Here is an 8,940-nt window from a genome sequence, read left to right on the forward strand (position 1 = left end):
CGACGACATTATAGGCGGCATTCATCACGTCCGCCGCTGAGCGTCTGACAGCTTATTTGGCAGGTAAAGCTCTTGGATCGCTATGCCGCACATGAGTTTTCCGGTGCTGGCAAGTGTCCGGTTATGTTTGGCAACAGCGGACAAAATTGCGCTCTCCTTGCCCATTGGAACAGGGGACGGCGCGGTAAAATAGCGCGATGACTTCGCCGCAATTCATCCACCTCCGCCTCCATTCCGAATATTCCATCGTCGACGGCCTCGTGCGCGTCGACGACGTTGTCAAAGCTGCAGCTAAAGATGCCCAGCCGGCATTGGCGATCACTGACCTTGCCAACCTCTTTGGCATGGTCAAGTTCTACAAGTCCGCGCGTGGCAAGGGCGTTAAGCCGATTGCCGGTTGCGACGCCTGGATTACCAACGACGATGACCGCGACAAGCCGTCCCGCCTGCTGTTGCTGGTGAAAAACCGCAACGGCTACCTGCAACTCTGCGAACTGTTGACGAAAGCCTGGTTAACCAACGTACACCGTGGCCGTGCCGAAATCCGCACGGAATGGCTGGAGGATGGCGCGGCAAGCGACCTGATTGCGCTGTCCGGTGCGCAGAGCGGCGATGTCGGCATCGCGATCGACAACGGCAATATCGCTGCTGCGGAGCGCTGCGCACAGCGCTGGGCATCGATCTTCCCGAACCATTTCTATATCGAGATCCAGCGTTACGGCCAGCCCAACATGGAAAACCATGTGCGGCAATCCGTCGCGCTGGCGGCCAAGTTGGGATTGCCCGTGGTGGCAACCCATCCGACCCAGTTCCTGAGTCCGGAAGAGTTCATCGCGCACGAGGCGCGTACCTGTATCGCGGAGGGCGAAATCCTTGCCAATCCGCGACGTGTCAAGCGCTTCAACGAGAACCAGTGCTTCAAGACGCAGGCCGAGATGGCCGAGATATTTGCCGATCTGCCGGCGGCGTTGCAGAACTCGGTCGAGATCGCCAAACGATGCAACCTGCAGCTCGAACTCGGCAAGCCGAAGCTGCCGCTGTTCCCGACGCCGGACGGCATGTCGCTCGACGACTTCCTCGTGCAAGAAGCGAAGGCCGGGCTGGAAGAGCGCCTGCTGCAATTGTTCCCGAACGAGGAAAAACGCGAGAAAAACCGGCCGCGCTACGAAGAACGCCTGAAGTTCGAGACCGACACCATCATCAAGATGGGCTTCCCGGGCTACTTCCTGATCGTGGCGGACTTTATCCAGTGGGGCAAGAACAACGGCGTGCCGGTTGGCCCGGGCCGCGGCTCCGGCGCCGGCTCGCTGGTCGCGTATGCGCTGAAGATTACCGATCTCGATCCGCTGGAATACAACCTGCTGTTCGAGCGCTTCCTGAACCCGGAACGCGTCTCGATGCCTGACTTCGATATTGACTTCTGCCAGGAAAACCGCGACCGCGTCATCCAGTACGTGAAGGACCGCTATGGCCGCGACGCGGTATCGCAGATCGCGACCTTCGGTACGATGGCGGCGAAGGGCGCGGTGCGCGACGTCGGTCGCGTTCTCGACATGAGCTACATGTTCTGCGACGGCGTCTCCAAGCTGATCCCGTTCAAGCCGGGCAAGCAGGTGTCGATTGCCGAAGCGATCGAAGAAGAGCCGCTGCTCAAGGAGCGTCTCGAGAATGAAGAAGAGGTGAAGCAGCTGCTCGACCTCGCGCAACAGGTGGAAGGCATCACCCGAAACATTGGCATGCACGCAGGCGGCGTGCTGATCGCGCCGGGCAAGCTCACCGATTTCTGCCCGCTGTACACACAGGGCGGCGATGCCGGCGTGGTGTCGCAGTACGACAAGGACGACGTCGAAGCGGTCGGTCTGGTGAAGTTCGACTTCCTGGGTCTGACCACGCTAACCATTCTCGACCGCGCGGTTCGCTACATCAAGATGCTGGATCCGGCGATGGCGGACTTCGCCCTGGAGAAGCTGCCGTTGAACGACAAGGCCTCGTACGAACTGCTGACCAAGGCGAAAACTGTCGCCGTGTTCCAGCTGGAAAGCCGCGGCATGCAGGGCATGCTGAAAGATGCACGTCCCGACCGCTTCGAGGACATCATTGCGCTGGTGGCGCTGTACCGTCCGGGCCCGATGGACCTGATCCCCGACTTCTGCAAACGCAAGCACGGCGAAAAGTTCGAGTATCCGGATCCACGTACCGAAGGCATCCTGTCCGAAACCTACGGCATCATGGTGTATCAGGAGCAGGTGATGCAGATGGCGCAGGTCATCGGTGGCTACTCGCTCGGCGGCGCGGACTTGCTGCGCCGTGCGATGGGTAAGAAGAAACCGGAAGAAATGGCGCAACACCGCCTGATCTTCCGCGAAGGTGCGGCGAAGAACGGCCTGTCGCAGGAGAAGGCCGACGAGATCTTCGACTTGATGGAAAAGTTCGCCGGCTACGGCTTCAACAAGTCGCACGCTGCCGCCTACGCACTGCTGTCCTACCACACCGCCTACCTGAAGGCGCATCATCCCGCCGCGTTCATGGCAGCCAACATGTCGCTGGCCATGGACGATACGGAAAAGATCAAGGTGCTGGTCGAAGACGCCATCGACATCTGCAAGCTGAAAATGCTGCCGCCGGATGTCAACCTCTCCGATTACCGCTTCATGCCGGTCGGTGAGCCGGGCAAGAAGGCCATGCAGATTCGCTACGGCCTCGGCGCGGTGAAGGGATCGGGCCAGAACGCGATCGAGGCAATCATCGCTGCGCGCCAGGATGGCCCGTTCAAGGACTTGTTCGACTTCGTCAAGCGCGTCGACAAGAAGCAGATCAACCGCCGCACGATCGAGTCATTGATCCGCGCCGGCGCAATGGACTGCTTCGGCGTCGACCGCGGCGTGATGATCGCGTCTGTCAACTTTGCAATGGAATGCGCGGAGCAGGCGCATGCGTCGGCCAACCAGGTCAGCCTGTTTGGCGGCCCCGACAGCGACCTCGAATCGCCGCCGGAATATGTGAAGGTAGCGCCATGGACCGACAAGCAGCGCCTGACGGAAGAAAAGCTCGCGCTCGGCTTCTACCTGTCCGGCCACCTGTTCAATTCCTACATCGACGAGGTGCGCAAGTTCATCAAGACCAAGCTGGTCAACCTCGAGCCGTCACGCGACGCGCGCCTGCTGGCCGGCATCATCACCACGGTGCGCACGCAGATGACCCAGCGCGGCAAGATGGTGATCGTCACCCTCGACGACGGCACGGCAACGGTCGATGTGACCGTCTACAACGAGCTGTACGAGCCGCACAAGCACCTGTTCAAGGAAGATGAATTCCTCGCGGTGCAAGGCAAGGTGTCGGAAGACCGATTCAACGGCGGCCTGCGGATCTCAGCCGAGAAGGTGATGGACATCGCGATGGCGCGTATCGCGTTCGGCAAGCAGTTCGCGTTCTCGTTGAATACGCGCATGGACACGGCGCAGCTCAAGACGGTGTTAGCACCTTACCGTTCTGAGGGCGGGCTGCCACTGATTGTGCGCTACATGCAAGACGGCGTAGGCAGTTGCGAAATCCGCCTCGCGGAAGACTGGCGCATTGCCCCTGCGGACGGCCTGAAACAGTCGCTGGTCGACAAACTCGGCATACGCGGGGCGGTGGTCGAGTATTGAACCACAGGCAATGGCTCGCTATGTCGGTCACGCCCGCGATAACCAATTAACACAGAATGAATTTACCGCGACACTCCAAAAGACTATTTAGCATGCTCTCGCCCTACAAGGGGCGGCTGGGGCTCGCCCTTGTCGGCATGATGCTCACCGCAGCGACCGAGCCAATGCTGGCCGCAATGATGAAGGCCCTGCTGGACAAAGGGTTCTCAACAGATCGATCCTTCTCCCTCTGGCTGGTGCCGGCAGCGATGATCGGCATCTTCGTGTTGCGTGGCATCTCTACGTACCTGACCGCATACATGATGGCGTGGGTGTCCACAAGGATGATGAACGACATCCGGCAGCAGACATTCGACCGTTTGCTGGACGTCCCACTGAACTTCTATTCCCATACGTCGGTGGGCAAGGTCATTAACGCCATGACGTCCGAGGCGCAACAGATCATCGACATGATCCGCAACGTCTTGTCGGCGATGATCCGCGACACGCTGACGGTCTTGGGTCTGCTAGGTTACCTGCTGTACCTGAACTGGCGGCTTACCTTGATTGCGCTGATCTTGTTGCCAGTGATTGCCGCTATCGTGCGCACTACCGGCAAACGCCTGCGCAAGCTGACGCATAGTTACCTCGATATCAACGCCGAGATGACCCAGGTCATTGAAGAAACGACGCGGGCACAACAAGTCATCAAGATTTTCGGCGGTTACCGCTACGAGAAGCAGCGCTTCGCGCAGCGTGCTGCAAGGCTGCGCGGATACTCGATGCGCATCGTCAGCACCTTTGCCGCCACGGCGCCGCTGACGCAGGTCATTTCCGCCTGTGCGCTGTCGGTGGTCATCGTGATTGCACTGGTGCAGGCAGGGCAGAACGAGACATCGGTCGGTGGCTTCGTCTCGTTCATTACCGCGATGCTAATGCTGCTGACGCCGTTAAAACACCTTGCCGAGGTCAATGGGCCTTTGCAACGCGGCATGGCCGCTGCGGACTCTGTATTTGCAATCATTGATTCGAGACCGGAGCGCAAGAATGGTAACGCGCTGACCGGACGTGCGGCAGGGCGCTTGGATTTCGTTGATGTGAACTTTTCCTATCCTGGCCAGAGCCAGCTGGCGCTATCACACGTTACTCTCACTGTGATGCCGGGCGAGACGGTCGCCTTTGTCGGTATGTCGGGCGGCGGCAAGTCGACATTGGTCAGCCTGGTGCCGGAGTTCTATGTGCCAACCAGCGGCGAGATCCGGCTCGACGGACAACCGATTGGCGAGATTGCGCTTGACAGCCTGCGCAAGCAGATTGCGATGGTGAGCCAGAACGTCGTGCTGTTCGACGACACGGTCGCGGCGAATATTGCTTACGGCGACGCCACACCAGATCGTGAACGTATCGAGGCTGCAGCCAAGGCCGCGCATCTCAGCGAGGTAATTGCGGCATTGCCACAGGGGCTCGACACCATGATCGGAGACAACGGTAACCGCCTCTCCGGTGGACAGCGCCAGCGCCTTGCGATCGCACGCGCCATCTACAAGGATGCACCGATCCTGATTTTGGACGAAGCGACTTCCGCACTTGATACCGAGTCCGAGCGCGCTGTGCAGGCAGCGCTTGACGAGCTGATGCAAGGGCGTACGACGCTGGTGATTGCGCACCGACTGTCGACGATCGAACGAGCAGACCGCATTATCGTGCTGGTCGGCGGACGTATTGTCGAAGTGGGAACGCATGTCGAGCTGCTGGGGAACAACAATGTCTATTCGAATCTTTACCACTTGCAGTTCGAGAAAAAGGCAGGTGAATAATCAGGTGTTCAAGACCTTCGTATGTCGCTCCCGAAGTGGAGCGGTGCTGACGTACAACCGGGTTGCATCTTTCGCTTTCGCAAGGTGGTTTCATGAAAGGCGGAACGATGATGCGAACGAGGACTCGCTTGCATCTCATGCAAACCAGCCGAGATATTTACGCCCGTTAAACATGCCCTATATTTAGCTTATGTTCCATCCCCAGGAGGTTGCCGTTTATTTCGTTGCGTCCCCGCTGCAGTATTTAGCGGCGCGACGCATTGCAGAGCATTTTGAACCCGGTGCTCGACAAGTTCTTGTCTGGTATAAACCGGGCATCAAGTCGATCATTCAGGCGGACGAGTGGGACGCCTGTACTTACATGCCTTGGCCACGTCTGGAACCCTTGCCCGGCTGGTTCGGCAGGCATCGACGACTAAGGTCAAACATCCGACTAGTCGCCGAGCTTGTCGGGAGTTGCGATACATTGATACTTCATAGCGCGGTATTTGATACCGAGGCCATCAACTACTTCTTGCGAGCACTCCCTGCCGCAGCGAATGCGCGGCAGATGTACGCCCGCATCCTGCCGGACGGGCTGATCAGCATACGGCGTTATCCGCTCAGCCTTGCGAAACGCATGTTTCAGTGGACGCGCAAGCTGCGCCGTTTGTTTGCGCCTGAGCTTGATTACCAGTGCTTTAGTGGTGACAGGATAGGCTCGGATGCCGCATTCTGTGATCGCATCTATACCGTAGCCAATCTGCCCTGCGAGTACCCGAAAGGAAAGGTATGTGTGCTGCCGCCGTTGGTTGATCCCAATCCTTCTGTACAGCACGGTATTGCTCGTCGTGCACTCGTCATCGGCCAACCGCTCACCGGCACCGGACTGCTCTCGTCCCATGACATGGCTGAGATCACAAATCGGATACGGGACTGGCTATTTCGCCAAGGCATAGATGACGTCGACTACAAGAGCCATCCTAAAGACCCCGCCCATGAACTGAGCCATCCGAGCTACCGAGTAATCGATCCGGCCTGCGCTCTCGAGTCGTATATGGCATCAACTTACTACGATGTCGTGGTCGGTGTGCGCTCGTCGGCGTTGCTGTTCGCACGCCAGATCTATCCAACATCTGTTCACGTGCTGGCTTTTGGTTGGGACAAGATATGTTTCAAATCGAAGCAAGAGAAAGAGGATATGCAGAGGGCGTTTTCTGCCTCCGGGATCGAATATGCATAGATCGCAAACAGTTCAAAAGCAAAACTTCTTGGTAGTTGCTGCTAGCAATCAGGCTGTCTTTCAACAAATAGAATCATGATGTTTTCCCAAATCCGTCCTTTCTTGACACAAGCACGAATCTGGTTGTTCAGCGCGATATGTTTTGTGCTGCCGATGAAGGTTAGCTTCACTTATATATTAAGCGCCCTGCTGCTGCTTGTATGGATAGCAGAAGATCGATGGCTTGAAAAGCTCAGGGAGGTGCTGAGCTCTAAGCTATGCCTCGCGTTTATCGCTTATTACAGCGTGTTTGTTCTGGCGATGCTATGGACAGAGAATGCGGCCGCAGGTTGGCAAATGGTGGATCGCCAGACGCCTTTCCTGCTTTTTCTTATTTTCTGGAGCAGTGCGGAGCCTAGGTATCGGGAGCGTTATATTTCAGCGTTCCTAGCGGGTCTTTGTGTGTGTGCGGTTCTTGCACATTACAACTGGATTCAGCTGCATTGGTTTCCTGAATGGCCGCGTGGAATACGAGTATATAAAGGCCCAGAGGACACGGCTCCCTTTGTTGACTGGATCATGTATACGCCTATCTTGGCACTCGGCGGTTACTTCAGCCTGCATCGCGTCGTCTGCGGCGTGAGTATTCGCGAGCGAATTCGTGCCGCGGCGATTGCAGCTCTCCTGATGTCCAATCTTGCCTTCTCCGGCGGGCGCGCGGGTATGATCATGTTCGTGGTACTCGTTACCGCGCTTGTTTTTGAGCGTGTAAAGGCGCGCAGTAAAGCAATTTTGCTATGTGCTGTTCTTCTCCCACTCACATTGGCTGCTGTGTACAACACGCAGAGCCATTTTGCTCAACGTGTAGATCAGGCTGTAGCAGATATTAGAACCTTTGAGCAAAATCCGAATACCTCGGTCGGCCTGAGAATGGTATTTTGGGCCACGAGCTTTGAGCTCTTTCTTCAGAATCCTGTTGCTGGTGTTGGAAGCGGTGACTTCACCCAAGAATATTCACAGATCAAACCCGAGCGCTGGAAATCAACCAAAAATACATTTAATCCACATAACCAGTACCTCATGACTGCAGCTACAACAGGCCTCCTTGGTCTGACGGCGTTGCTCTGCATTTTTTATTTTGCAGCTTCGTCGAATGGCGATATGCGAACCAGATCCATGCTAATTGGATTTGCTGTGGTATGTATGTTTGAAAGCTATTTGTGGCGCTCTAATACAGCATTAACCTTTTCAGTACTTCTGGCTGTATTGGCATCTGGAAATGGAAGGCGTAATGGCAATAGAGACGTTGAGATTCTCAGTACTACCCCTTCAAAGGTGAATTTCTAGCCCAAGCGCAGCTAGGCATTGGCACGACGCGGCGGAGCCGCCTCCAACCGGCACAGGAGGTGGCTCAAGTTATGGGTGTGCCGATGAACCGTTGCACCCAGCAAAGTCCGGTGAGAGTGATGGCGCGGTTGGCGTTGGAGCCCATAGATAGATGCGCTGGAGTGAGCCATGCTGTCGTTGCACTCGACGCAATGCGAGCACCACATCATCGCTGCCCAAGCCTTGATCAACCCAAGTCGCCTGGCATTCCCGCGTGAACGTATCGATCAGTGTTGGCGCTCGGAGCGCACGGCCATCTTACAACTGGCTGCTGGTGAAATCCATGCTCTAGCATTCTGCGATTGCCTTTGCATAGGCCTTTGCGGGGCACTGTTGCGCCGTAAGGCTGCTTTCTGAACGCTGCTGATAATGTAAGCACAGACCTTCCTGTCCATACAACCGGTACACTCGCTTGAAAACCAGAAGATCCGTAGTGTCTGGTCAATCGCATGTGAGCGATATTGGTGGAGCGAACGTGAAATCATCAACACCCGACACAGCTAACTTTGACTCGCACAAACCGCCATTGCAAGTCGTCCACCAGTTCAAGCTTGCGAGCAAACCTTGAACTTTTGGCGAACCACGCCCTGCAGCATCACCTCGCCAAAGCTCAGGTCGGCCAGCTATTTCTTGAGCTTGGCATTCTTTTCCTTCAATTGCTTTAGCAGTCGCAGTTCGGATGGACCCAGCCGAGAGTATTTCTTCTTCCAGCTAAAAAAATTGCTTGCGCAATGCCCATATTGCAACAAGCTTCATCTACTGATGTGCACTGTTTTTACTGTTCCTGACCTGCTACCCGAGATTAGTACGGCGATAATGTAGAGTCTGCCCTTGGGAGGCAGGCATGAAAAAGCGATTCACCGATGAACAAATGATCGGCGTCTTGAAAGAAGCCGAAGCGGGAATGAAG

Annotated in this window: 4 protein-coding genes; all 4 read left to right on the forward strand. The window is 56.4% G+C overall.

All coding sequences use genetic code 11. The annotated features are described in order from the left end of the window. Window positions 1–197 precede the first annotated feature (197 nt). The 4 genes from dnaE (at window position 198) to ACYVIA_RS20835 (ending at window position 7,991) form a co-directional block, all read left to right on the forward strand. Complete coding sequence (gene dnaE, locus ACYVIA_RS20820) at window positions 198–3,647, forward strand: DNA polymerase III subunit alpha (RefSeq protein ID WP_460844098.1); 3,450 nt, start codon at window positions 198–200, stop codon at window positions 3,645–3,647. A gap of 56 nt (window positions 3,648–3,703) precedes the next feature. After that, the gene (gene msbA, locus ACYVIA_RS20825; RefSeq protein ID WP_460844099.1) at window positions 3,704–5,443 is read left to right on the forward strand and encodes a lipid A export permease/ATP-binding protein MsbA; all 1,740 of its coding nucleotides are present in this window, start codon (window positions 3,704–3,706) and stop codon (window positions 5,441–5,443) included. A 190-nt stretch (window positions 5,444–5,633) separates the two neighbouring features. Further along, window positions 5,634–6,665 (forward strand): polysialyltransferase family glycosyltransferase, encoded by a 1,032-nt coding sequence (locus ACYVIA_RS20830; RefSeq protein ID WP_460844100.1) that lies wholly within the window; start codon window positions 5,634–5,636, stop codon window positions 6,663–6,665. Between the two features lie 75 nt (window positions 6,666–6,740). Continuing rightward, on the forward strand, window positions 6,741–7,991 hold the full coding sequence (locus tag ACYVIA_RS20835; RefSeq protein ID WP_460844101.1) for an O-antigen ligase family protein: 1,251 nt from the start codon (window positions 6,741–6,743) through the stop codon (window positions 7,989–7,991). Window positions 7,992–8,940 lie beyond the last annotated feature (949 nt).

The organism is Noviherbaspirillum agri, from assembly GCF_054780595.1.

Coding starts and splice junctions, on each gene's coding strand:
- dnaE (WP_460844098.1), top strand. CDS start 198: ATGACTTCGCCGCAATTCATCCACCTCCGCCTCCATTCCGAATATTCC.
- msbA (WP_460844099.1), top strand. CDS start 3,704: ATGAATTTACCGCGACACTCCAAAAGACTATTTAGCATGCTCTCGCCC.
- ACYVIA_RS20830 (WP_460844100.1), top strand. CDS start 5,634: ATGTTCCATCCCCAGGAGGTTGCCGTTTATTTCGTTGCGTCCCCGCTG.
- ACYVIA_RS20835 (WP_460844101.1), top strand. CDS start 6,741: ATGATGTTTTCCCAAATCCGTCCTTTCTTGACACAAGCACGAATCTGG.